This is a genomic window from Bradyrhizobium ottawaense (assembly GCF_002278135.3).
Taxonomy (GTDB): domain Bacteria; phylum Pseudomonadota; class Alphaproteobacteria; order Rhizobiales; family Xanthobacteraceae; genus Bradyrhizobium; species Bradyrhizobium ottawaense.
Map to the genome: position 1 here is coordinate 2480049 of NZ_CP029425.2, position 26921 is coordinate 2506969.

Below are 26921 nucleotides of genomic sequence, written 5' to 3' on the forward strand. Positions count from 1 at the left end.
CCACCTCATGAGCAAGGGGAGGTCTATGACTCCACCTCCGCAAATCCAGCCGCGTTAAGTGCGATGGAGCTCGTTCGGACTATCGCATAGCGGCGGAAAACCGCGAACGGCACGCCGGGTCAAGGTTTAGCGGGCTGCATCAGTGAGGCATAGCCCCTACCTTCCCGGCGCTGTATTTTGCATCACATCGATCATGTCCGGATGGCCGTGACGAGGCCGGCCGCGACAGGTGGTTTTGACATCCTGCCTTTCTCCTCCACCTTCCTCCTTGCCGTCATTCCGGGCCGCCTCCCGGAATGACGGAGGGTGTTGCTTGGCAGGTCGGCTGGCCCGAGCGCGCGCCTCGAAGGATGGCCGCAGCGCAATTGCCAGGCAACTGACCTGCGCCGATGTTGCGGTTCCCGATCTTCGCATTGCGGCAAATGCCAAGAGAATGTCGCCTCAAAGGCCTACTTCCGACACAGGCCCCGGGCGAATAGCTGCGATCCGACATGACGCATGTGCTTCGGCGGTGACGGTCCCGACGCCGCCGGCTCATTCATTTTTTCCAGGGAATCCTCGTGTCGCATAAGCTTGCCCCGGCGGTCCTCGCCGCTCTCTTCCTCGCGATCTTCTCTGTCTCCGGTGTCCGGGCCGACACGCCTCGGCCGGCGACGAATAACGCTGCCGCACTGTCGCCCGACGAAGTCAGGCGCGCGCTGGAGACGCTCCAGGACGACAAGAAGCGCGCGCAGATGATCGATACGCTGCGCGCGATCGCGAGTGCGTCCGGTCAGCAGCAGCCTGCGCCGCCCGCGCCCGAGCAGAAGTCGCCGATCCCGCTCTCGGCCGACGGCCTCGGGGCGCAGCTGCTGCTCTCGGTGTCGGAGGAGATCGGCGAAATTTCGAGCGAGATCGCCAGCGTGGCGCGGACGCTCACGCATTTCCCGGCCTTCTACTACTGGATCGTGCGGACCGCGAACGATCCGGCGGCCTATAATCTCCTGATCGAGATCGCATGGAAGCTCGCGCTGGTGCTCGGTTGCGCGCTCGCGGCCGAATGGGTGATCTTCCGCCTGATCCGCCGTCCGGTTGCGTTCCTGGAGGGACGCGTGCCCCAGACCGCGCGCCTGCCGGCGCAGGCGCTGCCCATCGCCGATCCGCCGTCATCGGTGACGGATGTCATCGCCGAACCGGAGCTGCACAAGCGCCGCCACAGCCTGGCGCGGGTCTGGCAGGTCATGCTGCGACTGCCTTTCGTGCTGGGACGCTTCGTCCTTGAACTGCTTCCCGTGGTCCTCTTTGTGGGAGTTGCCACGGCGCTGCTCGGCACCGAGATCGGCGAGCCCACGACGGTTCGCCTCGTGATCCTCGCCGTCGTCAACGCCTACGCATTCTCGCGCGGGCTCATCTGCCTGGTTCGGGCGCTGGCGGGGCCGTTCGGCCTGTTTCCGGTGCGCGCCGAGACCGCGGCCTATATCGAGATCTGGGCGCGCCGCATCGTCGGCGTCGGCGTCTCCGGCATCGCCTTTGCCAATGTGGCGCTGCTGCTCGGTCTGCATCGTGCCGGTTATGCCGCGCTGCTCCGCATGGTGATGCTGGTCGTTCACCTCTTCATCGTCGTCATCATCCTGCAATGTCGCCGGCAGGTCGCCGAGGCCATCCGTGCGCCGGCCGAGCGGCAGGGCATCGCGGCCCGCCTGCGCGACCGCATCGCCGGCGGCTGGCATTATCTCGCCATCGCACTGGATCTTGCGCTGTGGGCGGTGTGGGCGCTCAACATCCGCAACGGCTATTCGCTGCTGCTGCAGTATTTCGTCGGCACCATCGTGGTCGCGGTGATCACGCGCGTCGCCATCATGCTGACGCTGAGCCTGATCGACCGCGGCTTCCGCATCAGGCCAGAGATCCTGCAGCGCTTTCCGGGCCTCGAGATCCGCGCCAACCGCTATCTGCCGCTGCTGCGCCGGATCGTCTCCAGCGTGATCGTCTTCATCGGCTTCGTGGCCGTGCTCGAGGTCTGGGGTGTGGACGCCATCGTCTGGTTCTATGGCGGCCAGATCGGCAGCCGGCTGATCTCGGCCGTGGTGACGATCGGCGTCGCCGTCCTGATCGCGGCGGCGACCTGGGAAGCCAGCAACGCACTCTTAGACCGCCAGATCAACACGCTGTCGCGGGACGGGCACTACGCCCGTGCCGCGCGGTTGCGCACCTTCCAGCCGATGCTGCGCACCGCGCTGCTGTGCCTGATCGCCACCGTCGTCGGACTCACCGCGCTGAGCGAGATCGGCGTCAACGTCGCGCCGCTTTTGGCGGGCGCCGGCATCGTCGGCATCGCCATCGGCTTCGGCTCGCAGAAGCTGGTGCAGGACCTCATCACCGGGCTGTTCCTGCTGCTGGAGAACACGGTCCAGGTCGGCGACAATGTCAGCGTGTCGGGGCTGTCTGGCGTGGTCGAGAACGTCTCGATCCGCACCATCCGTCTGCGCGCCGGCGACGGCGCCGTGCACATCGTGCCGTTCAGCGCGGTCACGACCATCACCAATGCCAGCCGCGGCGCCGGCAACGCCTCGGTCAGCGTCAACGTCGCCTACAAGGAAGACACCGACCGCGCCGGCCAGATCCTCAAGGACATCGTCGACGAGATGCGCCGCGAACCGGAATTCCGCCCGCTGATCCGCGGCGACCTCGATCTGTGGGGCATCGACAAGGTCGACGGCGCGATGGTGTCGATCGTCGGCCAGATCCGCTGCACCGAGGCCGGGCGCTGGCCGGTCCAGCGCGAATTCAACCGCCGCATGAAGCTGCGCTTCCAGCAGAACGGCATCGACGTCGCATCCGCCAACCAGACCATCTTGATGCACGTCGTGCCGCCGCTGGATGGCGCGGCCAATCTGACGCCGCGGCGGGCGGCCGGATAGTCGCTCGGTCGAAATTTCCGGCTTGCCTCCGCGCACCCGGCAGCGTTCACTCGGCCTCCAGCCCGCTGCCGACATGCGGGCGATGAAAATGGGTGGGTGGAATGCTACGAGGGCTATGGGCCGCCTTGCGCGGTCACGTGATCGTCTTGTGCGCCGTGGTCGGATGTGGGACGTGGATTGCACCGGGCCATGCCCAGCCGTTTCCCTCACGCCCCATCACCCTCATCGTACCGTTCGCCGCGGGCGGTCCGACCGACACGCTGGCGCGGATCCTGTCCGAACGGATCGCCGCCGAGCTACGCACCACGGTCGTGGTCGAGAACGTGGCCGGCGCTTCCGGCAGCATCGCCGGTGCGCGCGTGGCGCGTGCGGCCCCTGATGGCACCACCATCACCATCGGCCATTGGGGCACCCATGTGCTGAACGGGGCGATCTTCAAGCTGCCCTATGACGTGGTCGCCGATTTCGAGCCGGTCGCGATGATCGCGATGGGAACGCAGCTCATCGTCGGCAGGAAGTCACTCGAGGCGAACAACCTGAAAGAGATGATCGCCTGGCTGAAGGCCAACCCCGGCAAGGCCACCGCCGGGACGGCCGGGGCCGGCACGGGCGCGCATGTCGCCGGCGTCTTCTTCAAGGACAAGACCGGCACCGACTTCCAGTTCGTGCCCTATCGCGGCGCAGGACCTGCGATGATCGATCTCGTGGCCGGCCAGATCGACATCATGTTCGACCAGGCCTCGAACTCGCTGCCGCACGTCAAGAGCGGTGCGATCAAGGCCTTCGCTGTGACCTCGCCGACGCGGCTCGCATCTGCGCCCGATGTGCCGACCGTCGACGAAACGGGCCTGCCGGGTCTCTACATCTCCTACTGGCACGGCATCTGGGCACCGAAAGCCACGCCGAAGGACATCGTCACGAAACTCAACGCGGCGATCGTCGCCGTGCTCGCCGAGCCCGCCGTCAAGCAGCGCTTTGCCGAACTGGGGCAGGAGATTCCGCTACCGGCGCAGCAGACGCCCGCAGCGCTTGCGGCGTTCCAGAAGGCCGAGACCGAGAAATGGTGGCCGATCGTGAAGGCTGCCGATATCAAGCCGGAATAGCCGCGGCGTTAACCTTTTCTCGCGTGCAGCCTGTCGTTATCGAGAGTCTCGCTGCGGTGCGAGATCACAATCGATGCCTCGGTCGCTACGTCCTTGATCTCGATGGAGCGCTGGCCGACAATGTCCGCGGTTCAATGTGAAGCTTTTTGGGGGAATTCGTGAATAGACCTGCCCGGGTCGTTGCCCAATCGACGTCGTCCGATTCGCCGCAAGGCATGACACTGCTGCGCGATCCCTTGCTCAACAAGGGCACCGCCTTCACGGAAGCCGAGCGCGAGGCCCTGGGCCTGCGCGGCCTGTTGCCGCCTTGCGTGCTGACGATGGAGACGCAGGCTCAGCGCGTCCTCACCAATCTGCGCACGCTGCCGACCGATCTGGAGAAATACGTCGCGCTGAACGCGCTGCATGACCGCAACGAGGCGCTGTTCTTCCGCGTCGTCGTCGACAACATCGACGAGATCCAGCCGATCATCTACACGCCGACGGTCGGGCTTGCCTGCCAGAAATTCGGCCTGATCTTCCAGCGGCCGCGCGGCATGTTCATCTCCTCGCGCGATCGCGGGCAGATCGCCGAGATTCTGAAGAACTGGCCCTATTCGGCCAAGCTGATCGTCGTCACCGACGGCGAGCGCATTTTGGGACTTGGCGATCTCGGCGCCAACGGCATGGGTATTCCTGTCGGCAAGCTCTCGCTCTATTCGGCCTGCGCCGGCGTGCATCCGGAGGCGTGCCTTCCGATCGTGCTCGACGTCGGCACCAACAACGAAGAGCTTTTGAACGATCCCTATTATCTCGGCCTGCGCGAGCGGCGGCTGACGGGCGAGGCCTATGACAGCTTCGTCGACGAATTCATGCAAGCCGCGCGAAAGACCTTCCCGGGCGTGCTGATCCAGTTCGAGGATTTCGCCAATCACTCGGCGTTCAAGCTGCTGCACAAATACCGGGATGAAGCCTGCGTCTTCAACGACGACATCCAGGGCACCGCGGCGGTCGCGCTCGCCGGCCTGTTCTCGGCGCTGCGCGTGAATGGCGGCAAGCTGAAGGATCAGAAGATCCTGTTCTTAGGGGCAGGCGAAGCGGCAACCGGCATCGCCGATCTCGTGGTGTCCGCGATGATGGCGGAGGGCGCCTCGGAAGCCGAAGCACTGCGGCGCAACTGGCTGGTGGATTCCCGCGGCCTCGTCGTCGGCGGCCGCGAAGGCCTCTCCGGCCACAAGCTGCGCTATGCGCACACCGGTCAGGCGCCGATCAGCGACTTCCTCACCGCGATCAAGACGCTGAAGCCGACGGCGATCATCGGGGTTGCCGCGGTCGGCGGCGCCTTCACGCCCGAGGTGCTCGAGGCGATGGCCGAGCTCAACGAGCAGCCGATCGTGTTCGCGCTCTCCAACCCGACCTCGAAGGCCGAATGCTCGGCGGAGGACGCCTATCGCTACACCAAGGGGCGCGCGCTGTTCGCCTGCGGCAGTCCGTATGATCCGGTGACGCTCAACGGCCGCAGCTTCGTGCCGCGCCAGGGCAACAACTCCTACATCTTCCCCGGCGTCGGCCTCGGCGTCATCGCCAGCGGCTCGAAGCTGGTGACCGACGAGATGTTCATGGCGGCGGCCCATACGCTCGCTAATTGCGTCGGCAAGGAGGATCTCGCGCAGGGCAGCCTCTATCCGGCCCTGCCGCGCATCCGCGAAGTCTCGGTCCGCATCGCCGCGGCCGTTGCCGACGTCGCCTATCAACGCGGGCTCGCCGACGGACCCGCGCCCAACGACGTCAAGGCTCTGGTGCAGTCGCAGATGTACGAGCCGCATTACTGAGTGCCTCCACACCGTCATGGCCGGGCATAGCCGTCCGAAGGACGGCGTCGCTTCCGCTTGCCTATGTCCCGGCCATCCACGCCGTGCTCCGTGGCACGAAGAACGTGGATGCCCGGGCCTTCGCCTCGCCGAAGCGGCTTCGGCCGCGCAGGCGGGACAAGCCCGGGCATGACGACCTTCTGAATTCAAGCGGCTATTAGGTCAGCCCGGCGCCACCATCACAGGTGGAATCGCCGTTGCCTCGCGCGGCCGCATATGCGACAATCTGTAGCGTTACAAGAAAACTCAATCCGCAAGGTAAGCCGCCATGGACGATCGTTTGCCCGAACTGGGCGACCTCGAGCACGAGGTCATGCAATTGGTTTGGGCCCATGGTCCTGTCACGGCCGAAATCGTGCGCGAGCGGTTGTCGCGGCGTCTGAAGGAATCGACGGTGCGCACGGTGCTGCGTCGGCTCGAAGAAAAGGGCTATGCTAACCACACCGTGGACGGACGCACCTATGTCTACCACGCGGCCGAAGAGCGCTCGCGGGTTGCGGCCAAGGCGGTGCAGCGCATCGTCGACTGGTTCTGCAACGGCTCGATGGAAGAGGTCCTCGTCGGCATGGTGGACAACAAGATGCTCGACCAGCAGCAATTGCGCACGCTGGCCGACCAGGTGGCCAAGGCGAAGAAGGCGAGGGGAGTGAAGAAAGAATGATCGCAACTCTGGCGGAGGCGGCACTGCGCTCCCTTGTGCTGGGAGGCGTCGTCTGGTTCGGTCTCAATCTGTTTCGCGTGCGCAATCCGCACGTTCACATGACGGCGTGGGTCGTCGTGCTGCTGGCGTCGCTGGCGATGCCCTTCGTGATGCACTGGCCGACGCTCACGATCACCCGGCTGCCTTTGCCGGTCGTCGTGCCGAATGATTTTCTGCCGGCCGACATCTCGATGCCGGAGACGCCGCAGCCCGCGCTGCCAGTCGCGCCCGGCATTGCTATCGCGCCGCAAGCCAGAAGCGGGCTCTCGATCAATTGGTGGCTCATTGCCACCATCATCTATGCCGGCATCGCCGGCCTGTTGCTGCTGCGGCTCGCGATCGGGCTCTGCCTGACCTGGCGTCTGGCGCGCGCTGCAAAGCCGATGAATGGCCTGCAGATGATCGCCGCCGACGTGCGCGTCAGCCGCGATGTCGGCGGCCCCGTCACCTTCGGCTCGACCATTCTGGTGCCGCCGCAATTCGCCGGCTGGGACGCGAAGAAGCGCCTCGCGGTGCTCGCGCATGAAGGCGCGCATGTCGCCAATCGCGATTTCTACGTCCTCCTGCTGGCATCGCTCAACCGCGCGGTGTTCTGGTTCAGCCCGTTCTCGTGGTGGCAGCTCGCGCGCCTTGCGGAGCTCGCCGAGATCATCAGCGACGCCGAGGCGATCGAGGTGATCGACGATCGGCTGTCCTATGCGGAAATCCTGCTCGATTTTGCCAGCACCGTGAAGCCGCGGCCGGTCGAGCTAGCGATGGCGCGGGCCTCGACCGTGCGCGCCCGTGTCGAGCGCATCATCGCGGCTGCCGCCATGCCCGTCGCGGTCAGCTGGCGAAAGCGGCTCTGGATCGCGGCTGCGATCGTCCCCGTGGTGATCGTGTCCGCCGGCATGATCGCCTATCGCACGCCGGACGCGGCGCCCGCCGCCGCGGATGCCGGCGAGGTGCCCGCCCAGCATTACCGCCCGTTCGTCAATTTCTACGCCATGGGTCCGGCCTCGGTGTTCGCCATCTTCCGCGAGGGCGACGAGGTCTATGGCCAGCTCACCGGCCAGCGCAGGCTGCGCCTGACGGTCGGCAATGACGGCACGGCCACCTACGCGGCCTCGTCCGGCGAGATCACCTTCGCGCTCGATGCGGAGCGCCGCTCGTCCGAGCTGACGCTGCGCATGAACGGCCGCGACATTCGTGCGGTTCGTGTCGCCGAGATGCCGGCGGCGGTAGCCGAGCCGGTATCGCTCGATCCGTATGTCGGTTGGTACAGGATTGCGCCAAACCGCGTGCTCACCGTGCGCCGCGACGGCGACCGTCTCTCATTGCGGGAGACCGGCCAGGACGCAACGCAGGTGCTCCCCGAGGGCACCGACGCCTTCTCCTTCCGCGGCGATCATCTCGTGATCTTCCTGCGCGACGAGCAGGCGAAAGTGTCGCGCCTGCTGGTGCAGAGCGCCATCTTCGGTGCCCGCCTGGGAGCCCGCGTCGACCCGGCGGTGGCCCAGGCGGTCGAGGCGGATTTCGCGCGCCGCCTCGCGAAGGTCTCCGACAGATTCAGGGAGCAGGTGCCGGCGGCCGGCAGTAAGGAGATGGTCTTGGCCGGCATCGAGGATCTTCGCCGCGGCACGCCGGACTATGATCGCATGAGCGCGTCGCTCGCGGCCAAGGTCCACCGCTATCTCGCCGAAATGCAAACGACTTTCGTGGCGCTCGGCGCGGTGGAATCGATCTTCTTCCGCGGCGTCGGGCCCGGCGGCTATGACATCTATGGTGTGAAGTTCGCGAACGGCAGCGCGGAATTTCGCCTGATGATCGAGCCGGACGGCAAGGCCGGCGACGTGTTCTTCCGCGCCGACGGCAATGACGAGATCGGCGGCATGGTGTCTTGCGCGGAGGAGGCGAGCGTCCGCGGCCGCGCCGGCACCTCGCCGATCAGGATCATGCTCTATAACGAGTTGGCCGACGACATCCAGGTCTTCAATCTCGATGCGGACGGCAATCGCAAGGCGCAGATCGTCAGGCCCAACATGACCTGGTTCACCACCACCACCGTGAACAATCCCTGGATGATCGCCGACAAGTCCGGACGGTGTCTGGAGATCGTGATGCCGGGGCGGCAGACCCGCTTCCACAATGTCGAAGCCTCGGCTATCGGCGCGCGTCCGGGCCGCGCCGCGCGCCGCGCCGTTCCGATCGCCAATGGCGAGGAGATGCTGCGCCGTTATATCGAGGGCGTCGGCAGGGGGCAGCCGGACTACGCGCACATGACGTCGGAAGTGGCCGACATCACGCGCCAGCAATTGCCGTTCGACCAGGCGATCCTGGCGCGGCTCGGCGCGCTGCGCGCGGTGTCCTTCCGCGGCGTCACCGCGCTCGACAGCGACATCTACATCGCCCAGTTCGCCAACGGTTCGGCGGAATGGCGCATCGGCGTCAGGAACGACACCATCACGAAGATTGCGCTCGGGCCGAATTTCTAGGGACGCCGGCGGCTCCCGATGTCGTGACGGAGGTGCTGCAATCTCCGCTTGTCGGCCAGTGCCTTGAATGCTACGGTCAGTAGCATTACAAATCGTAGCTTAGAGCCGGAACATTCGCCATGAGCAATTCCGCAAGGGCCGAAGCCGTGCTGGCTCTGCATCGTTTCGGGATGGGGCCGCGGCCGGGATCGATCGCCGCCGTCGGGAGCGACCCGCGCGGCGCGCTGATCGCCGAGCTCGACCGCCCGCTCGCGCTCACCGCGGCGAGCGCTCTGCCCCCCAGTGCGAAAGCCTATCGCACCGTGGCCGATGCCAATGCGCGGCGAGCCGCGCGGGCCAAGCAGGCGCAGCAGCAGGCCAAGAAGCAGCAGATGGCGTCGGCTGGCTCGGGCGATCAGGCCGAGGCGCGGCCCGAGGGGCAGGCACAGGGCTATGCCCAGGAAAAGGATGCGGCCGAGATGGCGGCGAAGCAGGCGGCCGACGCCATTCCCGATCCAGGGCGTCCGATCTACCTGCAGGAAGCCAAGCTCCGCACGGAAGCCGCGCTCACGGCCGATATCGGTTTTGCCGAGCGGCTGGTCTGGTTCTGGTCCAACCATTTCTGCATCTCGGCCAACAAGATCCAGAGCATGTCCGGTGCCTATGAGCGCGAGGCGGTTCGCGCCAACGCGCTCGGCCGCTTCGTCGATCTCCTGCTGGCCGTCGAAGGCCATCCGGCCATGCTGTTCTATCTCGACAATCTGGAATCGATGGGCGCCAACTCGACGGCCGGCATCAATCGCAACCGCGGCCTCAACGAGAACATCGCGCGCGAGATCATGGAGCTGCATACGCTCGGCGTGCGCACCGGCTACACCCAGGACGACGTCATCAGCTTCGCCAACGTGATGACCGGCTGGACGCTGGTGCCGCCCGGCGCCGATCCCCAACATGGCGGCGAGTTCACCTTCAATCCGCGGCTGCACGAGCCCGGCGGACAGACCCTGCTCGGTAAGCGCTACGAGCAGGAGGATGTCGAGCAGGGCCGTGCCGTGCTGCGCGATCTCGCCGCGCATCCGGCGACCGCGACCCATGTCGCGACCAAGCTCGCGCGCCACTTCGTCACCGACGCGCCGCCGCCCACTCTGGTCGAGCAGATGACGAAGAGTTTTCGTGAGACCGATGGCGATCTCAAGCAGATCGCGATCGCGATGGTGTCGTCCGACGAGGCGTGGCGCGCGCCGCCGGCAAAGCTCAAGCGTCCGAGCGAATGGGTCGTCGGCATGGTGCGTGCGACCGGCATCACGCAGGTCGATCCCGTCCTCTACACCGGCGGCCAGCAGCTGCTCGGCGAGCCGCTATGGCGTCCGTCCGCGCCCAAGGGATATCCGGATGACGAAGCGAGCTGGATCGACGGCGTCGGCCGCCGGCTCGACGTCGCCAACAATTTTGCCGAGCGCATATCCGGCATGGCCGATCCGCAAGCCATCGTCGAGGACGTCTTTGCATCCGAGATCGCGGCCGAGGTGAAGCAGGCGGTCGGCCGCGCCGAGAGCCGGCAGCAGGCGCTGGCGCTGCTGTTCATGTCGGCGGATTTTCAGAGGAGGTGAGCATGGGCGTCAATCATCTGCCCACGCGGCGCGAGCTTCTGGTCGGCTCCGGTGCGCTGTTCGCATGGAGCCAGATGCCCAGGATCGCGCGCGCCGAAGGCCGCGACCCGCGCCTGCTCGTCATCGTGCTGCGCGGCGCGCTCGACGGCCTCGGTGCCGTCGCGCCGGTCGGCGATCCCGACTGGATCTCCTTGCGCGGCGATCGCGCGCTGCTGCTGGACGGCAAGCCGCCGGCGCTGCCGCTCGACGCCTTCTTCGCGCTCAACCCGGCGATGCCGAATTTGCACCGGCTCTACAGGAGCGGCAAGGCGGCGATCGTCCATGCCACGGCCACGCCCTATCGCGAGCGTTCGCATTTCGACGGCCAGGACGTGCTGGAGAGCGGGCTTGTCAAGCCCGGTATGACCAGCTCGGGATGGCTCAACCGCGCGCTGCTCGCGCTGGAATCGGGCGGCCGCGTCGACCCGCGCGGTAGCCGCGCGCTCGGCATCGGCTCGGTGACGCCGCTGGTGGTGCGCGGCTCCGCGCCTGTGATGACGTGGGTGCCGCAAAGGCTCTTGCCGGCGAGCGAGGACACGCAGAGCCGCCTGCTCGATCTCTACCAGCACACCGACCCGAAGCTCGCGACCGTGCTGCAGGCGCGCATGAAGCTCGCTTCGCTCAGCGGGGCGCCGGGCACGGGCGAGGCGATGTCTGACGATCCAACCCTGGCGCCGCCGGGCATCGCACGCGTGCGCGCCTACTTCGCAGACGCCGCCGGCACGGCCGCGCGCTATCTCGCCAAGCCCGACGGCCCGCGCGTCGGCGCCATGGGCTTCGTCGGCTGGGATACGCATATCGCGGAAGGCGCGGCCTCGGGCCAGCTCTACAATCTGCTCGGTGCGCTCGACGGCGCCTTCGTCGCGATCGAGAGCAACATGGGCGAAGCCTGGAAGGAGACGGTGGTGGCCGTCGTCACCGAGTTCGGCCGCACCGCCCGCATCAACGGCACGCAGGGCACCGATCACGGCACCGGCACGGTCGCCTTCCTGATCGGCGGCGGGCTCGCCGGCGGCCGTGTGATCGCGGACTGGCCGGGACTGAAGCCGGCGCAGCTGTTCGAGGATCGCGACCTCAAGCCGACCACCGATCTGCGCGCCGTGCTCAAGGGCCTGCTGAGGGATCATTTGCGCGTCGAAGAGACAGTGCTGGCGGAAACGGTCTTTCCCGGCAGCGCAGACATCAAGCCGATGGGGGGCCTTGTGGCCTGAAGCGCGATGTGCACGCTGACGCAACGAGAGCTCGATTTTCTCGCCAGCTTGAAGGCGACTTGGCGACGGCTCTATTGGCGTGAGTTCGCGCGTCTTCTCGAGGAGGGGGCAGAGTCCGGCGAGACTCGTGTCGATATTTGCCCCGCCTCGCAAAGGACATGAGGAGAAGCCTGGATGAGACGCCGCCGGTTCATTTCACTTCTCGGGGCAGCCGCGCTGGCGCCGCTCTCCGCTCCGCCAGTATCTGCGGAGCCATCTGGCGGCTGCGGTGTTCCGCTTGCGCGAGATGATGGCTGGCCTGCCGGCTCCGTCAACGACGATGGGCTCGTCAACCGCGACGTGCTGTGCAGGATGGGGGATCGGCTCGCATCAAGCGATGCCAACATTCATGCAGTTCTGGTCGCCCGCGACGGCAAGCTGGCGTTCGAACGTTACTTCAAGGGCGCCGACGAGATACCCGGCTACATCTACGGCCGCCGGGTCGAAACCATCGCCTTCGATGCCGATACGTTGCACAACATGAAGTCTGTTTCGAAGAGCGTTGCATCTCTCGTCGTCGGGATTGCGATCGATCGCGGGCTGATACGCGGCGTCACCGAGCCGATCTTCAGCTTCTTCCCCGAGCTGTCCGACTTGCGTTCTCCCGAAAAGGACCGCATCCGGCTGGCGCATGTGCTCACCATGTCGATGGGCCTGAAGTGGGTCGAGGCGACACCCGCGACGGGAGACGACGACAATGACGAGACGCGGATGCATATGGCATGGGATCCGTGTCGCTACGTTCTCGGTCTTCCCGTGACCGCCGCGGCAGGGCAGGAGTTCTTCTACAACACCGGCGCGCTCACGCTTGTGTCGGCCATCATCCGCAAGGCGACTGGACGTCCCCTCGACGAATTTGCGCGCGAGAATTTGTTCGAACCTCTGGGTATAACCGGCACGGCGTGGGGCCGGTACAGGGGGGATACCGATGCCGGAGGAGGATTGCGCCTGCGGCCGCGCGACATGGCCAAGATCGGCCAACTCGTGCTTGCGGGCGGTCGCTGGAACGACCGCCAGATCGTTTCCAAGGCATGGATCGAGGCTTCGACGGCGGAGAAGATCAAGGCGACGGACGATCAATCCTACGGATATCTGTGGTGGCGCGGCCAAGCGCGCCTCAATGACCGGAAGGTCGCCTGGGTCGGCGCGCTGGGGCGCGGCGGGCAGTCGATCCGCATCGTGCCGGAACTCGATCTCGTCGTCGCAGTGACTGCGGGTTACTATCAGGACTACAGCCCGAAAGCGTTTCAACTCCAGTTCGGTATATTCAGGGACGTCCTGCGCGCGATCCCGCCTCCGGCCTGAGCTGGAGCCGGCCACCGTCAGGGCAATCGCATATGGCATTTCCGCCAGCTGAGCGCGCGCCTCGTCCTTCGAGACGACGCGCTTCGCGGTCTCCTCATCAGGATGAGGCTAAGCGGCATCGGTGCCCGTCAAGACTGCTGCCGCACACTCCGTCCTCATCCTGAGGGCCCGCCAGCGGCGGGCTGTCCCGATTCAGGACGCGTCACTGTGGTCGAATCGTCACAGCTGACGCGAAACGGCGGCGGCCCCACGCCCGCTTTTGTTCCGACAAGGTTCTGCCCTCATTGCCCACCGAAATTCCGTGCAGTTCGGAGGGCGCATCATGTCTCGCATTGCACGTGCCGAAACTGCCCGGATTTCGCTGGCAACCTCGAGCCGGCTGCTGCTGGCCATCGTCGGGGCCGCCTCGCTCGCCGCCTGCGCGCAATCGCCGGTCGGCCGCCAGAAGGCCGATCTCGCGGCCACCGGCCGGCAGGCCGCGGTCGAGCGGCCGCACCGGGTGGCGGCGCTGCATCCAAGGCCGGTCAGCCGGGTGCGCATTCCCGATGGCGATGCAAAGCAAGCGACCTCGCACGGCGTTGCCAGCTTCTATTCGGATACGGAGACTGCGAGCGGCGAGAAGTTCGACAAGAACGAATTGACCGCGGCCCATCCGACCCTGCCATTCGGCACCAAGCTGCGCGTCACCGACGTTTCCTCCGGCCGCTTCGTGACCGTCAGGGTCAACGATCGCGGTCCCTATATCCGCGGACGCGTCGTCGACGTCTCGCCTTCCGCGGCCGAGGCGCTCGGCATGGTCGATAGGGGCATCACCAATGTCCGGCTCGACGTCGTGCAATGAGGCCCGGCCCGTCGAGATCAACCCGCGCACTTAACCGGCTGTTAGCTGCTCTGTCGCACCATGGGTGTCCAACAAGTCGGGGCTCCAGGTTCGGAGCCTTCTGGGGAGGCGGCGCTTGAACACGATCCAGTATCTCGAAGATCAGGCTGCGCGCGCCGAGCGGCTCGCCAAACGGATCACGGATACGCTGACGATCGAAAGGCTGCTGACCTTCGCGGGCGAGCGCCGCCGCGAGATCGAGGTCATCGCCGGCAAGCACCGCCGCGCTTAACTCCCGCATCCATGCGCTGAACGCATTCGCCCTCGCTGAGAGGCGCGGAACTTCTTCCTTTTTCCTGCGTCATGACAGTGATTGAAGAGGAGGACGTCATGGGTTTTGGACGAGGTGCTTTGCTTTGGTTGCTTGGCGTGCCGCTGCCGATCGTTCTGCTGCTGGCATTGTTCTGGCACCACTAAAGCATGATCCGGACCCGGAGGGCCGCGTTCGCGCGAAGCGCGAAGCGGTTGTCCGAAGAGATCATGCTCGACTGAAAATGTTGCCGCACGAAAAGCGCCGCGGAAGCGGCGCTTTTTTTGTTCCTGCGAGCCGAGGCAATCGATGAGGTGGATGTGTCCTCAGCTATGGCTCTCGACGAAGTCGCTGAGATAGTCGGGCAGCTCTATGCCATAGATGTCGCAGCGTGCCTTTATCGCGCCGGCGACGTCGGTCGAGATGTCCTTCATCCAATGTTCGAGCGTGTTGAACGAAATCACCTTGATGGGGTCGTTGAAGCAGCCGGCGACGAACTCGCCGATCGTGGCTTCGAGATCGCTCCGCTCGATGCGAATCTCAGTCGCCTGGTCGAGGCGGTCGATCACCACGAACAGGGTCTTGTCTGCGCCATAGGGCACGACCGGGGGTAGTACGCCAGCTGCAAGCATGTGAGGCACTCACGCCTTGACTTCCGATCTCCCCTAACGGGAACAACCGGCAGAAAGTTCCTACGCGCCTGCATGTGAAGCGCCGTCAGAGAAATTCTCTCCAGCGCGAGAGCTCGATGACGTGTTCGGGCGAGAGGATGCCGGTCACGAGCGGCGGCTGCGCCGCTGTCCGGATCTCATAGAGATGCCGGGTCGTGGCCGGCTTTCCCATGAACGCCGAGATGCACTCGTCCAGAGTGCCTTCCGTTATCGGGTATGATTCCCGGTCCGGCCGGCGCTGGTTTGCGAGCGACGGCCATTTATGCAGGGCCGCAAGCGCACCGAAATCGACCTTTGACTCCGCAACCGCGTCCCCCATCGTCCCACCTCACGCAAAAAACACCCCAGCACGCGGATTTGCGTACCGGGGCCCATACCTGTCGCTGCATCTCGACGCCACAACGCAGCAGCCGGGAAAAGGTTCCCGGCCGCGGTGTCATGATCAGCTCGCCGCCGCCGCGATTCTCTGCCCCGGGCTGGCTAGCCCGTGGCCGTGCTCGTCACCGCGGCCGACCTCCGGCGGCAGCCCGGCAAAGCGCCGCAAGGCTTCCGCCATCTGCACCCGGCCCGAGACGCCCGTGATCACCACATCGACCATGGTGAAGGACGAGTGGAAATGGCCGTGCGCCTTGAGCTGCTCGACCGGGACGCCTGCGACCGCCATCGCCTCGGCATAAGCGATGCCTTCGTCGCGCAGCGGATCGAACTCGCAGGTCGTCACGAAGGCCGGCGGCAGCCTTTCGACCTTGCCGCGGAGTGGCGAGGCGCGCGGATCGGTGCGGTCCGCCGGCGAGCAGTAGAGGTCCCAGAACCAGTACATCAGCGAGCGCGTCAGGAAGTAGCCGGTCGCATTGTCGTTATAGGACGGGCGATCGAAGGTGCAGTCGGTGACCGGGCAGATCAGGAGCTGACCGGCGATCTCCGGCCCGCCGCGGTCGCGTGCGAGCTGGCAGGTGACGGCGGCGATGTTGCCGCCGGCGCTCCAGCCCGCAACCAGCACCGGGCCCGGCTTGCCGCCGAGCTCAGTGGCGTGCTCGGCGATCCAGCGCGTGGCCGCATAGCCGTCTTCGGCAGCGGTCGGGAAGCGATGCTCCGGCGCGTGACGATAGCCGACGCTGACGAACATCATGCCGGTCCGCCGCACCATGTCGCGGCAGAACGGCTCGTCCGACTGCTCGTCGCCGAGCACCCAGCCGCCGCCGTGGAAATAGACCACGACCGGATGCGGTCCCGGCGTTGCCGGCTTGTAGACGCGGTATGGCAGCGCGCCATCGGTGACGGGGAGGGTGCCATCGACGATATCGCCGATCGGCCGCCCGGCGGGACGGCCCTTGTTGAACTCGTTCACGAACTCGCGCGCGCCGAGCGCGCCCATCGACTCGATCTGCGGCAGGTTCAGCGATGCGAGCAGGTTCAGCACCAGCCGCACATCCGGCTGCAGCCGCACCACCTCGCCGTCATTGCATTGCTCTGCACCGCCAGGGCCGGTGAGCTTGAAACCGAGCATGCCGCGGCTGACCACCTCGTCGCAGATGCTGCGATAGGGGCCGACGCCGCCGGTATAGGGCATCAGGCCCTGCACCTTGCCGGGGACGTTGGCGCCCGTGTACCAGGTGTTGGCGAGCCGATGCAGCGTCACCATCGAGCAGTCCGCCATGTGCCGGCCCCAGCCGGCCTGCGCCGTCTCGGTCGGCTCGATCGTGGTGAAGCCGGCATCGCGCAATGCGGCGAGCCGGTCGACCACCCAGTCGACATGCTGCTCGATCGACACCGCCATGTTCGACAGCACCGACGGGCTGCCGGGCCCGGTGATCATGAAGAAGTTGGGAAAGCCTTCGACGGTGAGCCCGAGATAGGTCTGCGGCCCCTGCGCCCAGACATCTGTCAGCGACTTGCCGCCGCGCCCGGTGATCGGATGCACGGCGCGGATCGCGCCGGTCATGGCGTCGAACCCGGTCGCGAATACGATGATTTCGACGTCGACGCTGCGGCCGTTCGTGGAGATGCCACTCGCCGTGATCGCCTTGATCGGCTCCTGGCGCAGATTGACCAGCGTGACGTTCGGCCGGTTGTAAGTGGCGTAATAATTGGTGTCGAGGCAGGGACGCTTTGCGCCGAAGGGATGATCGTGCGGCGTGAGCGCCGCCGCTGTCTCGGGGTCCTTGACCGCCGCCCGGATCTTCTCGCGGATCAGGTCCTGGACGATCTTGTTGCCGTCGACGTCGACGGCCTGATCGGCCCAGAGCTGGGTCAGGATGTGGACGAGGTCGCCGGCGGCCCAGGCACGTTCGAATCGCTCGCGACGCTCGGCATCGCTCAATTGCCAGCTCACGACCGTCTGCTGCGGATAGGGCACGCCCGCCATCGACTGGCGCGCCTGCTCGCGATAGGCCGGGCGATCGGACTGCAGCAGGCTCATGCGGTCCGATGGCGCCGGGCCGTTATGCGCAGGCAGTGCGAAGTTCGGCGTGCGCTGGAACACGGTCAGATGCGCGGCCTGCTCGGCGATCAGCGGGATCGACTGGATGGCGGACGAGCCGGTGCCGATCACGGCGACGCGTTTTCCCGCGAGATTGACGCCGCCATGCGGCCAGCGTCCGGTGAAATAGACCTCACCCTTGAAATCCTTGACGCCGTCGATCTCCGGCGGCTTCGGCGCCGAGAGGCAGCCGGTGGCCATGATGTAGTGGCGGCAGGAGACAGGTGGGCCATTGTCCGTGGTCAGCTGCCAGCGCTCGGCCTTCTCGTCCCACTTGGCTTCGGTGACCTTGGTCCTGAAGCGGATGTCGCCCCTGAGATCGTAGCGGTCGGCGACGAAGCCGAGATAACGCAGGATTTCGGGCTGGGTGGCGTATTTCTCCGACCAGGTCCAGGCCGTCTCGAGCTCCGGATCGAAGGTGTAGCTGTAGTCGATGGTCTGGATGTCGCAGCGCGCGCCCGGATAGCGGTTCCAGTACCAGGTGCCGCCGACGTCGCCGGCCTCTTCGAGCCCGACCGCCGAGAGGCCGGCCTTGCGCAGGCGATGAAGGAGATAGAGGCCGGCAAAGCCGGCGCCGACCACGGCGACATCGACCTGCTGAGCGGTTCCGCGCTCATCGGAGGCACGTGTGGCAACCATCGCATCAGGCATGACATCCTCCCGTATGTTTTGTTTTGCCGGCAGGCTATCGCCACATGCACGGCTTGTCATCACAGCAAGTGCAATCTTCGGTAGGCGTTTGCGGCGTCACCGTCGCGCGTGAATGTTGCGGCACTACACGCACCGCGATGCACAATGGCCGTGATTGCCCGGGCTAATCATGCCCGATCCGCCTGTGTATGCTTGCGGTTACAAGCCACGCGTACCGGCCGGGCGTCATGACAGAGTTGAGTGAGCGGACCAAAGCGAACATGGACGTCGTCCTGGAGGAGACGTGTAGGCAATTGCCGCATGGCGGCGATCACGACAGCCGCAGGTTCATCGCCGAACGCCTGATCGAAGCCGCGCGGGCCGGGCACTCCACGCTCGGCGAGCTCGGCATCGTCGCGCGGCACGCGCTGGCGGAGATTCTCGCAAAGCGCAGTTAGTGTGAGCCGGCAGGCTTGCTCCGCCGACGGCCGCGGACGTAACCTGCAGGAAACCGTTCCGCGCATCGAGATGCACCGAAGATGCGATCCCTGCTCGCGCTTCTTGCGGCCTCCATTGTCCTGTGTTGCGCCGGCTCGGCCGTGGCGCAGCCGGTCGGACAGTTTCCGTTCGCGCTGACGCGTGAAGGACAGATGCTCGGCGCCGTCGAAGGTGAGGTGGCCTCGTTCAAGGGACTGGCCTACGCGGCGCCGCCGGTCGGCGCGTTGCGCTGGCGCCCGCCGCAGCCGACGCCCGAAAGTTCGGAGATGCACACCGCCTACGATTACGGCGCGCCGTGCCTTCAGCCGTCCTTGCCTGATACGAGCGAGGATTGCCTGACGCTGAACGTGTTCCGCCCCTTCGGGGTCGACGGCCCGCTGCCGGTGATGATGTTCATCCATGGCGGCGGCTTCATCGGCGGCACCGCGAATGAGCGGCTGTTCGACGGTGCCAGGCTGGCGCAGGCCGGCCTCATCGTGGTCACCGCAAATTATCGCCTTGGCGTGCTCGGCTGGCTCACTGATCCTGCGCTGACGGACGGCGGCTCCGGCAATTACGGCCTGATGGACCAGATCGCCGCGCTGCATTGGGTTCATGACAACATCGCCGCCTTCGGCGGTGATCCGCACAATGTCACCTTGTTCGGCAGCGATTCAGGCGCGACATCGATCGCGCTTCTGATGCTGTCCGCGCAGTCGCGCGATCTGTTCCAGAAGGCCATTCTGCAATCGGTGCCCGCTCGCGCGCCCCTGCGCTCGGCGCAGGATGCGCAGGCGATGGGCCGGCAGTTCGTGGCGGCGCTCGGACCGCAGGCGGATTTGCGTGCCGCCGGACCGCGACGCCTGCTTGCCGCCGAAAGCCGTCTGCTGGAGCAATCGCGGTACGGCTTCGCGCCGATGATGGATGGAGCTCTGGTGGCCGAGGATATCGCGGCAGGCTTTGCGGCCGGACACCAAAGCCGCATTCCCCTGATCATCGGCTCGAACGACGACGAGACGGGTTTCGACGGCGAGTTCGATGCCAAGGAGGAGCTTGCAGCGTCAGGCCTCACAAGCGATGAGCTGCGCAAGCTCTATCCTGATCTCGCCAAGCCTGATCTCGCCAAGCCTTCTCTTGTTAAGCCTTCGGATGTTGCGGCACGATTCTACACCGACAAGGTCTTTTCCGAGCCCGCAAGACTGCTGGCGCGCCTGCATGCCGCAAGCGGCGCGGCGACCTTTCGCTATCGCTTCGCCTATGTGCCCGAGGCGCGTCGCGCCAATCCTGGGCCTGGGCATGGGCGCGAGCTGCAGTTCATCTTCGGTGCAGAAGGCGTGCCGGGAGCGGGCATCTTCTCGCGGGCTGATCGCGAGGTCGCAAGCCGCATGCGGTCCTATTGGATCAACTTCGCCAGAAGCGGCGATCCCAACGGTCCCGGTCTGCCGCATTGGGATTCCGTCGCTGGCCGCGATCGCCTGCTGCTGATCGCGAACGATCACATCGCGAGCGGAGACGACCCCTGGTCGGAGCGTCTCGACCGGATCGCAGGCGAGAGCAAGAAATGAGCTGGACTTAAGCGGCGAGCTCGACGCGGGGCGCCGGCGTCAGCCGGCCTTCCTCCAGATAGTCCATCGCGCCGTCCTTCTCGACGGCATAGAACTGCTGGCCTTCGCGTGACTTGAAGGCGGCGCGAACGATGCCGCGGCGGCCCTTGTCACTGTTGACGACGTCCCCCAGCGCAAACTTCTTCATCTCACGTCTCACTTGTCTTCAGGCCGACTGCTTCGGCCACGCCGGGGATTTTGGGCGGCAAATCGTTAACGACTTGCTAACCATGCCGGTTTGCCTATGCTCGCCGCCGGACGCGCGGGCACGCGCAGAGTGCCGATGAGACGAGCCCCATGACGCGATTTCCGACCCTGTTCCTGTCGCATGGCGGCGGCCCCTGGCCCTTCATGGAGGACCGGCGGGTGCAATATGCCAGAACCGCCGAAGAGTTCGGCCGGTTGCCGCAGCTTCTCCCGGAGAGACCAAAGGCCGTGCTCGTGGTCACCGGCCATTGGGAGGCCGATGCCTTCACCGTCTCGACCTCGGCGCAGCCGCCGATGGTGTACGACTATTACGGTTTCCCCGAGCATACCTATCATCTCAAATATCCGGCGCCGGGCCGGCCCGAACTGGCGACCGAGGTGAAGGCGCTGCTCACGCGGGCCGGCCTGGAATGCCGGGAAGATCCCAATCAGGGTTTTGATCACGGCACCTTCGTGCCGCTCGGCCTGATGTATCCGAACGCCGACATGCCGATCGTGCTGCTGTCGCTGAAGTCTGCTTACGATGCGGCCGAGCACATCAGGGTCGGCGAGGCGATTGCCTCGCTCCGCGATGAAGGCATCCTGATCGTCGGCAGCGGGCTGACCTATCACAACATGCGCGGCTTCAACCGGCCCGAGTCCAAGCCGGTCTCGTATGATTTCGAGGCCTATCTGAACGAGGCGATCAGCAACCCCGATCCGGCCCGCCGCAACGCGATGCTGGTGGATTGGGAGAATGCACCGAGCGCGCGCCTGGCGCATCCGCGCGAGGACCATCTGCTGCCGCTGATGGTGGCCGCCGGCGCCGCCGGCAGCGATATCGGCAAGCGCGTCTTCGTCGACGAGGTCGCAGGCGTGGCGATGGCGTCGTATGTGTTTGGATGAATTCGTAGGGCGGATTAGCCCGCGGCTGCGCGAAGCGCAGTCCGCCGGCGTAATCCGCCGTCGTGCGGCATTAAGGTGGCGGATTACGCCTTCGGCTAATCCGCCCTACGGCATCCCGCGACCTCATCCGTATTTCAGCTTCATGAACAAAATGCCGCCGGCGAGCAGCATGGTGATGGCGTTGGCGGCGACCAGCGGCGCATCGCCCGAGAGCAGGCCGTAGATCAGCCAGAGCGCGAGGCCCAGCACCATGACCAGGAACATGCCGAGCGAGATGTCTCCGGTGGAGCGGGTCTTCCACACCTTGATGGCTTGCGGCGCGTAGGCCACGGTGGTGCAGGTGGCGGCGGCAAAGCCGATCAGCTTGATCACGAACGGGTCCATGCCGGCTCTATAGCATGGATTCGACGACGGTCATTGTCTCAGGCACGCTCCGCCGTGAGCCCACGATAGAGCGCGGCATAGTCGCCGGCGCGGTTGCGCCAGGAGACGTCGGTCGCAAGGCCGTGTCGTTGCAGTTGGCGCCAGGTCGGCTTGTCGTGGAAGGCGGTGTTGGCCTTGCGTAAGCTGCCGGCAAGGGCCTCCGCCGTCACGGGCGCGAACTTGAAGCCGGTGGCATCGCGGTCGGCGGCGTCGGCCTCTCCGATGTCGACGATGGTGTCCTCGAGCCCGCCGACGCGTGAGACGATCGGGACGGCGCCGTAGCGCAGCGCGCAGAGCTGGGTCAGGCCGCACGGCTCGAAGCGCGAGGGCACGATCAGCGCGTCCGAGCCGGCCTGGAGCAGGTGCGCCAGGATCTCGTCATAGCCGATCACGACGCCGATCCGTCCGGGATTGGCGCGGGCAGCGGCCTGATAGCGATCCTGGAGATCGCGGTCGCCGCTGCCGAGCAGCGCGAGCTGCATGCCTTCGGTCAGAATGGTCGGAATGGCCTCGAGCAGCAGATCGAGCCCCTTCTGCCAGGACAGTCGGCTGATGACGCCGAGCAGCGGCGCTTCGTCGGAGGAATCGAGATTGAACTGCTGCTGAAGCACCGCCTTGTTCGCGGCCCGGAAGGTGAGGTCCTCCGCGCCGTAGCGGTAGGCGATGTGCGGATCGTCCTGCGGATTCCACACCGAGACGTCGATGCCGTTGAGGATGCCGCTCAGCACGTTTGCGCGTGCGCGCAACAGGCCACCGAATCCCATGCCGCCTTCGTCGCTCTGGATCTCCTGTGCGTAGGTCGGCGACACCGTCGTGATGCGATCGGCGAATTGCAGGCCCGCCTTCAAAAAGCTGATGCCGCCGAAATATTCGATCTCATTGACGTTGAACGCGTGCCAGGGCAGGCCGATCGCACCGATCAGCTCGGGAGCGAACTTGCCCTGATAGGCCATGTTATGGATGGTCATCACGGTGCCGGGTCGCGGGCGATTGTCATAGTGCAGATAGGCTGGCGCGAGCCCGGCCTGCCAGTCATGGGCGTGCACGACATCGGGTACGAAGGCGGGGACGAGGCCGTGGCCGATATCGGCGGCGATGCGCGACAGCGCCGCGAAGCGCACGCCATTGTCCGGCCAGTCGACACCCTCGGTGGTGACATAGGGATTGCCCGGCCGCGCATAGAGATGTGGCACGTCGAGCACGAACAGGTCGAGCCCGTCGTGGGAGCCCGCGAGCAGCCGGCCCGGTCCGCCGAAATAATCCGGCCAGCTCCGGATTTCCTCTGCGTTCGATACGATCCGCGTCACGTCGGGATAACCCGGCATCAAGGTGCGCATCTCGACGCCATGCGCCTTCAGCGCAATCGGCAGCGCGCCGGCGACATCCGCGAGGCCGCCGGTCTTGACGATGGGATAGACTTCAGAAGCGACCGCGAGGACGCGAACAGGCCTCATGTATTGAGCCTGTCGATCATCGGCTGAGTGACGAGGGAAATCCCCTGCTCGGTGGTGCGGAAGCGCTTGGCATCGAACGCCGGGTCCTCGCCGATCACGAGTCCTTCCGGAATCTCGACGCCGCGGTCGATCACGACGTTCTTCAGGCGAGCGCCGCGGCCGACACTGACATAGGGCATGATCACGGCGTTCTCGACATTGGCGTAGGAGTTGATGCGCACGCCGGTGAACAGCAGCGATCGGCGCAGCGAGGCGCCGGAGATGATGCAACCGCCCGAGACCAGCGAGCTCACGGCCTGGCCGCGCCGGCTCTCCTCGTCATGAACGAATTTCGCCGGCGGCGTGATCTCCGCATAAGACCAGATCGGCCAGGAGCTGTCGAACAGGTCGAGCTCGGGCACGACGTCAGTGAGGTCGATATTGGCGGCCCAATAGGCATCGACCGTGCCGACGTCGCGCCAATAGGCGCGGGGGTCGCTGCCGGAACGCACGCAGGAGGTGGAATATTGGTGCGCCATCGCGCGGCCGTTCTTGACGAGGTAGGGAATGATGTCCTTGCCGAAATCGTGGTTCGAGTTCGGGTCCTCGGCGTCGCGCTTGAGCTCCTCGAACAGGAACTTCGCGTCGAACACGTAGATGCCCATGCTGGCGAGCGAGACGTCCGGCTTGCCCGGCATCGGCGGCGGATCCTTCGGCTTCTCCAGGAACTCCTGAATCCAGCCGTTCTCGTCGATATGCATGATGCCGAAGCCCGAAGATTCCGTCCGCGGCATCTCCAGGCAACCGACCGTGACGTCGGCGCCGCTGTCGACGTGCTGGCGCAGCATCACCTCGTAGTCCATCTTGTAGATGTGGTCGCCGGCCAGCACCACGATGAAGCGGCAGGCGTGGGATTCGATGATGTCGATGTTCTGGTAGACCGCATCCGCCGTGCCGACATACCACATGTTCTCGGAGACGCGCTGGCTCGCGGGGAGGATGTCGAAGCTCTCGTTTCGCTCCGGGCGAAAGAAGTTCCAGCCCATCTGAAGGTGCCGGATCAGGCTGTGCGCCTTGTATTGGGTGGCGACTGCGATGCGGCGGATGCCCGAATTGACGGCATTCGACAGCGCGAAATCGATGATGCGGGACTTGCCGCCGAAATAGACGGCTGGCTTGGCGCGGCGGTCTGTCAGTTCCAGGAGCCGGCTGCCACGTCCGCCGGCCAGGACGAACGCCAGCGCCTGACGGGCAAGCGGCTCGGGTCTCGCGGCACTCATGTCATCCTCCCCACTCACGCCCGGCGCAGGCCGAGGCTATTTGTCGCGAGAAGCCTCGCGCCATTGGAACCGATAGTAACGGTACGAATAGTCAATCGTGAAGTAGGTTGTTGGTTGCGCAGGCGAGAAGCTTAATGCTTTGCCTTGGCCGCGGGGCTCCGGCATCGCACCGGTGTCACGTCGGGCAGAGCGGGGCACGTTGGTTCGCCTCGCATGCCGGCAGCCGGCTCGCAGTGAGGCATGGACGAGGCTTGGACGAGGCTTGTGCGCCGCACGCAAATCCGGCCTTGAAAATCCGGGCTTTGACTTGGCGCAAAGATGCCCGATCATGCCGCTGCGATCCTTTTCCAAGCAAGACGTCAGACAGGGAGCAAGTCGATGAGGATCTGGAAAACGGCAATTGCTTGTTCGGTCGCCGGCGTGGTCATCGCCGGCCAAATTCAACAGGCGGCAGCGGCACCGCTGCCGACAAACGTCGCGACCATGAAGGCCGCTGTCGGTGACGATGTCGCGCAGGTGCATTGGCGCGGTCGTGGCTGGGGTTGGGGTGGAGGTGGCCTCCTCGCCGGCGCGATCATCGGCAGCGCCATCGCCAGCAGCGCGCCTTATGGCTACGGCTATTACGGCGGCGGTCCGTATTACGGCGGCTATGGCTATGGTTATGCGCCCGCCTATTATGGCGGCTATGGACCGGGTTACGCCTATGGTCCGGGTTACGGTTATGGATATCGTTCCTATTACCGTCCCCGTCCGTACTACGGCTACCGCTATGGCTATTACCGGCCTCGCGCGTACTACCGGCCTTATTATCGCGGATACTGGTGATCGCGCGAAGCTACAGCGAGAGCCACACGATCAGGCTCATGCAGGCGAAATGCGTGAGCACGATCGCGGCGAGATGCAGCCGGCCGGCCTTGAGGCGAGGCCGTCTCCATTCTGAGCGCGAAGGATTGAAGTCGAATTGAGTTCGGACAACAGCAGCGCTCTCTCCGCTCCCTCCCCCACAAGGGGGGAGGGAACGGACCTTTGTTGGGGTGTCAAGTGTCATCCGCTGGAAGTTAATTCGATCCCGCCGCTGCAGCCGTGAAGCTGCGGTCGACGGCTTTGCTGACGTCGAGCTTCTTGGGCAGGATGCCGTAACGCGTTGAGCGATCGGAGGCTTCCTGCACCTCCTTCACCACGTTCTCGTCGATTACGATCGGGCTGGTACGCTGCTCTGTGTAGGCTGACAGCAGCACGTCTTCCGGCAATTTGGTCAGCTCGGCAGTGTTCCTGGCATATTCGGAAACGTGATCCAGCGACCACAGCCGCGCCTTGTTCAGCCGCTGCACCAGGTCCTGCACCGCCGCGCGCTTGGTGGCGATGGCGTTGTCGGAGGCGACGATGAAGGTGATGGTCGGCGTCAGGCCCTCGCCGTCGGCGATCACCCGCGCCTTGTCCTTCAGCGTCGCGAACGACACGTAGGGCTCCCACACCGCCCAGGCGTCGATCGAGCCGGCGACCAGCGCGATCTTGGCATCGACGGGGCCGAGCGGCGCGAAGGTCGCATCCTCGAGCTTGATCTGCGCCTTCTCCAGCGTCGCGTCGATCAGGAACTGGCCCCAGCCGCCGCGCGTGCCGGCGAGGCGCTTGCCTTTGAGGTCGGCGGCCGATTTGATCGGCGAGTCCTGACGCACCAGGATGGCTTGCGTCTTCGCATCCGACCTGGTGCCGCCGATCGCCTTGATCGGCGCGCCCGCGGCGTAGACCGAGAGGAAGGAGAGATCGCCGGTGTAGCCGACGTCGAGCGCGCCGGCGTTGAGCGCTTCCAGGATCGGCGCCGCGGCTGGGAATTCCGACCATTCGATTCTGTAGGGCAGGTCCTTCGCATAGCCGGAGATCTCGAGCAGCGAGCGGTTGCCGCCCTTCTGGTCGCCGACGCGCAGCACGACGGTGTCCGCGGCAAACGACGCGGCAGTCGCCGATAGCGTGATGGCGGCGGCGAATAGCGAAGCGGCGAGCCGGCGGGTGATGGAATGATCGTGGGAGTTGATGCTCATATAGCCTGTCTTGTTGCGTGCTTGTGACTTTGGCTCACGACGCGTGAGCGAGCGATGCAGCGAGACGATCGAGTCTATGACCGAGCGAAGTGCAGTCAATGAAATGGCCAACCGTATTGCGCGCGCATCGGGCAAGGACGTTTCATTGAATCCTTGCGCGCGAGAACACGATGGTCCTGCGGAAGAAAGATGCACGGGATCTGAGCAGATGCGCGCTTGTGGCGATCGCGGGGAGCAACCGCATTCACGAAAATCGTTTCATCGTTCCCGCGCGAGCTGATGGAGAGAATGACCCTGCTTCGCATCACATTCGAAATTCCATTTCATTGACGATGCGGCGAGCGCGCCGCATGATTTGCGTATCGCATCAACGCGGCGCGACAAACGCCGGCGGAATAATTTTCTCTCAACGCAGCTCCGTACGGACCATGCGCAACGTGAAGCGTTGCGCTA

The 26921-nt window shown here is 65.5% G+C and carries 22 protein-coding genes; 14 read left to right on the forward strand and 8 right to left on the reverse strand.

What is annotated here, in order from left to right:
- Positions 1 to 560: 560 nt before the first annotated feature.
- The 10 genes from CIT37_RS11790 to CIT37_RS11835 all read left to right on the forward strand — a co-directional run bounded on the left by CIT37_RS11790 (position 561) and on the right by CIT37_RS11835 (position 14322).
- Complete coding sequence (locus CIT37_RS11790; RefSeq protein ID WP_095426109.1) at positions 561 to 2900, forward strand: mechanosensitive ion channel domain-containing protein; 2340 nt, start codon at positions 561 to 563, stop codon at positions 2898 to 2900.
- A 101-nt stretch (positions 2901 to 3001) separates the two neighbouring features.
- The gene (locus CIT37_RS11795) at positions 3002 to 4003 is read left to right on the forward strand and encodes a Bug family tripartite tricarboxylate transporter substrate binding protein (RefSeq protein ID WP_095426110.1); all 1002 of its coding nucleotides are present in this window, start codon (positions 3002 to 3004) and stop codon (positions 4001 to 4003) included.
- Positions 4004 to 4218: 215 nt separating this feature from the next.
- Positions 4219 to 5814, forward strand: coding sequence for an NAD-dependent malic enzyme (locus CIT37_RS11800; RefSeq protein ID WP_028145424.1), 1596 nt, complete (start codon positions 4219 to 4221; stop codon positions 5812 to 5814).
- Between the two features lie 307 nt (positions 5815 to 6121).
- Positions 6122 to 6514 (forward strand): BlaI/MecI/CopY family transcriptional regulator, encoded by a 393-nt coding sequence (locus CIT37_RS11805; protein WP_028145423.1) that lies wholly within the window; start codon positions 6122 to 6124, stop codon positions 6512 to 6514.
- Complete coding sequence (locus CIT37_RS11810) at positions 6511 to 9027, forward strand: M56 family metallopeptidase (RefSeq protein ID WP_095426111.1); 2517 nt, start codon at positions 6511 to 6513, stop codon at positions 9025 to 9027. Before CIT37_RS11805 ends, CIT37_RS11810 begins: the two co-directional genes overlap by 4 nt.
- 119 nt (positions 9028 to 9146) lie before the next feature.
- Positions 9147 to 10616: a DUF1800 domain-containing protein gene (locus CIT37_RS11815; RefSeq protein WP_095426112.1), complete on the forward strand. Its 1470-nt coding sequence runs from the start codon at positions 9147 to 9149 to the stop codon at positions 10614 to 10616.
- Positions 10617 to 10618: 2 nt separating this feature from the next.
- Positions 10619 to 11866 (forward strand): DUF1501 domain-containing protein, encoded by a 1248-nt coding sequence (locus CIT37_RS11820; protein ID WP_038947600.1) that lies wholly within the window; start codon positions 10619 to 10621, stop codon positions 11864 to 11866.
- 174 nt (positions 11867 to 12040) lie between these two features.
- A complete protein-coding gene (locus CIT37_RS11825; RefSeq protein WP_095426113.1) occupies positions 12041 to 13210 on the forward strand; it encodes a serine hydrolase domain-containing protein in 1170 nt (389 codons plus the stop codon).
- Positions 13211 to 13532: 322 nt separating this feature from the next.
- Complete coding sequence (locus CIT37_RS11830; RefSeq protein WP_038947599.1) at positions 13533 to 14051, forward strand: septal ring lytic transglycosylase RlpA family protein; 519 nt, start codon at positions 13533 to 13535, stop codon at positions 14049 to 14051.
- Between the two features lie 115 nt (positions 14052 to 14166).
- Positions 14167 to 14322 (forward strand): hypothetical protein, encoded by a 156-nt coding sequence (locus CIT37_RS11835; protein ID WP_018319756.1) that lies wholly within the window; start codon positions 14167 to 14169, stop codon positions 14320 to 14322.
- Positions 14323 to 14666: 344 nt separating this feature from the next.
- On the opposite strand, the gene CIT37_RS11840 is transcribed toward CIT37_RS11835, so the two are convergent.
- The 3 genes from CIT37_RS11840 to CIT37_RS11850 all read right to left on the reverse strand — a co-directional run bounded on the left by CIT37_RS11840 (position 14667) and on the right by CIT37_RS11850 (position 18141).
- Positions 14667 to 14972: a hypothetical protein gene (locus CIT37_RS11840; RefSeq protein WP_028145417.1), complete on the reverse strand. Its 306-nt coding sequence runs from the start codon at positions 14970 to 14972 to the stop codon at positions 14667 to 14669.
- 85 nt (positions 14973 to 15057) lie between these two features.
- Positions 15058 to 15330 carry a hypothetical protein gene (locus CIT37_RS11845; RefSeq protein WP_028145416.1) on the reverse strand — a complete coding sequence of 91 codons (273 nt, stop codon included), beginning with the start codon at positions 15328 to 15330 and terminating at the stop codon, positions 15058 to 15060.
- A 123-nt stretch (positions 15331 to 15453) separates the two neighbouring features.
- A complete protein-coding gene (locus CIT37_RS11850) occupies positions 15454 to 18141 on the reverse strand; it encodes a flavin-containing monooxygenase (protein ID WP_095426114.1) in 2688 nt (895 codons plus the stop codon).
- Between the two features lie 188 nt (positions 18142 to 18329).
- Here CIT37_RS11850 and CIT37_RS11855 point away from each other — a divergent pair, with 188 nt between their 5' ends.
- Entirely contained in the window at positions 18330 to 18578 is a 249-nt protein-coding gene (locus CIT37_RS11855) for a hypothetical protein (RefSeq protein ID WP_095426115.1), read from the forward strand.
- An 81-nt stretch (positions 18579 to 18659) separates the two neighbouring features.
- Positions 18660 to 20162, forward strand: coding sequence for a carboxylesterase/lipase family protein (locus CIT37_RS11860; RefSeq protein WP_095426116.1), 1503 nt, complete (start codon positions 18660 to 18662; stop codon positions 20160 to 20162).
- 7 nt (positions 20163 to 20169) lie between these two features.
- Here CIT37_RS11860 and CIT37_RS11865 read toward each other — a convergent pair whose 3' ends face one another.
- On the reverse strand, positions 20170 to 20349 hold the full coding sequence (locus tag CIT37_RS11865) for a hypothetical protein (protein ID WP_028145412.1): 180 nt from the start codon (positions 20347 to 20349) through the stop codon (positions 20170 to 20172).
- 149 nt (positions 20350 to 20498) lie between these two features.
- Here CIT37_RS11865 and CIT37_RS11870 point away from each other — a divergent pair, with 149 nt between their 5' ends.
- A complete protein-coding gene (locus CIT37_RS11870) occupies positions 20499 to 21293 on the forward strand; it encodes a DODA-type extradiol aromatic ring-opening family dioxygenase (RefSeq protein WP_038971188.1) in 795 nt (264 codons plus the stop codon).
- 123 nt (positions 21294 to 21416) lie between these two features.
- On the opposite strand, the gene CIT37_RS11875 is transcribed toward CIT37_RS11870, so the two are convergent.
- The 3 genes from CIT37_RS11875 to glgC are packed head-to-tail and all read right to left on the reverse strand — an operon-like array spanning position 21417 to position 24429.
- Entirely contained in the window at positions 21417 to 21677 is a 261-nt protein-coding gene (locus CIT37_RS11875; protein ID WP_028145410.1) for an SWEET family sugar transporter, read from the reverse strand.
- Positions 21678 to 21715: 38 nt separating this feature from the next.
- Positions 21716 to 23170, reverse strand: a complete 1455-nt coding sequence (glgA, locus tag CIT37_RS11880; protein WP_095426117.1) for a glycogen synthase GlgA — start codon at positions 23168 to 23170, stop codon at positions 21716 to 21718.
- Positions 23167 to 24429, reverse strand: a complete 1263-nt coding sequence (gene glgC, locus CIT37_RS11885; protein WP_028145408.1) for a glucose-1-phosphate adenylyltransferase — start codon at positions 24427 to 24429, stop codon at positions 23167 to 23169. Before glgC ends, glgA begins: the two co-directional genes overlap by 4 nt.
- A 378-nt stretch (positions 24430 to 24807) precedes the next feature.
- On the opposite strand from glgC, the gene CIT37_RS11890 reads away from it, so the two are divergent.
- The gene (locus tag CIT37_RS11890) at positions 24808 to 25254 is read left to right on the forward strand and encodes a hypothetical protein (protein ID WP_028145407.1); all 447 of its coding nucleotides are present in this window, start codon (positions 24808 to 24810) and stop codon (positions 25252 to 25254) included.
- Between the two features lie 233 nt (positions 25255 to 25487).
- On the opposite strand, the gene CIT37_RS11895 is transcribed toward CIT37_RS11890, so the two are convergent.
- Complete coding sequence (locus CIT37_RS11895; protein ID WP_095426135.1) at positions 25488 to 26468, reverse strand: ABC transporter substrate-binding protein; 981 nt, start codon at positions 26466 to 26468, stop codon at positions 25488 to 25490.
- Between the last annotated feature and the right edge of the window lie 453 nt (positions 26469 to 26921).